Origin of the sequence: Moheibacter sediminis (assembly GCF_900176425.1) — a bacterium.
Classification (GTDB): domain Bacteria; phylum Bacteroidota; class Bacteroidia; order Flavobacteriales; family Weeksellaceae; genus Moheibacter; species Moheibacter sediminis.
Genome location: NZ_FWXS01000025.1, coordinates 1 through 1,324, shown reverse-complemented (window position 1 = coordinate 1,324; position 1,324 = coordinate 1). Strand labels below are relative to the sequence as shown.

Genomic DNA, 1,324 nt, shown 5'->3' with positions numbered 1-1,324 from the left:
ATTCCTACTTCTAAAATCAAATACCCCGGATTACCGGGGTATTTTTCTTGAGCTAAATTTTAAATTATTGAGCAATTGCTTTTCTGTTATATTTTATGATCAGATATGCTCCCAAAGCAATACCTGCCAATACCAGAATCAACATCCAGTTGTCAATCGGTGCCGGATCCGGATCATCTTCCGTTGGCGGATCTCCGGGATTGTTGAACTGAGCCAAAGCCGGAAGTGAAAATACCAGCCACATAAATGCCGGAAGCCCGTATCTTAAAATGTTATTTTTCATATCGTTTTGTTTAGTTCTATTTATTGTCACATATTGTGCGTTAAATTGTAACGCACAATACACAACATATGTTTTTATTTATTAATTACTTTTTTGGTAACAACCTCACCGTTTTGAGTTTGAACTTTTACAACCAAAACTCCTTGAGCATTTGATTTGATTTGGTAGGTATTTGCATTCACTTTGTTGTTTGAATGAATGTTTCTTCCTGATAAATCAAATAATTCTACTGAAAGGATTTTTTCGTTTTTAGATTCAACGACAATGTTCTGGTTGTTTTTGTAAATCAGAACTGCAGCTGATGCCAAATCTCCGATCCCCATTGTACCTTCTGTTTGGTAAACTACTTCAAATCTTTCTTTGAATTCTCCTGCTGCAGATTCAAATGTATAAGAAGATTCCATCAGGTTGTGGATGATATCCAACTGTCTGTCTTTCAGGTAAACAGTTACTTCCCCTTCTGTGAACAATCCGTCGAAGTTTGAAAGTGAAATATTGAACTTACCTGCCTCAGCGGCTTGGAATCCTAATGTTACCACATCTGTATTTTCAAATGGCAGTGCACGTCCCTGGATTGCAAATTTCTCTTCCGAAATAATGCTGTACAATGCTGATCCTTGGCTTGCAAATTGTTTTCCGTCGATCTGGTTATCTACTCCCTGGGTGGCTCCGCTCATGTAACCTACCAAAATGTTGTTGAGGTTTTGGTTTGATTCATTGTTCAGGCTTAACCAGAATCTGTGTTTCTCAACTGTACTTTCTTTGAAGAAAATTGTTGCGTCAGATACTCTCATCTCATTGTTAAATGTAACCGAAGATGAAGATGATTCAACTAAGAAACCTTGACCTACACTGATAAAATCTGTCGGAGTTTCACTTCCGCCTCCTGCAGGGCTTCCTCCAAGAGTGGTGTAAGTCGCATAGTTCATTCCTGCCTGACCTGTATTGTTCCAGAAATACAAAGTGGAAACACTGCCGTTTGCAGACATAAATAACTCAGAATCAATGTTAGATGGATAAGGGTTACCTACAGAGGTGTAT

At 38.3% G+C, this 1,324-nt stretch carries 2 protein-coding genes; both read right to left on the bottom strand.

Going from position 1 to position 1,324, the window contains the following annotated elements; translation table 11 throughout:
• Window positions 1–64: 64 nt before the first annotated feature.
• Window positions 65–283 (bottom strand): hypothetical protein, encoded by a 219-nt coding sequence (locus tag B8977_RS14955; protein ID WP_143736567.1) that lies wholly within the window; start codon window positions 281–283, stop codon window positions 65–67.
• A 74-nt stretch (window positions 284–357) separates the two neighbouring features.
• A partial coding sequence (locus B8977_RS14950) for a T9SS sorting signal type C domain-containing protein (protein ID WP_143736566.1) occupies window positions 358–1,324 on the bottom strand: 967 nt, incomplete at its 5' end.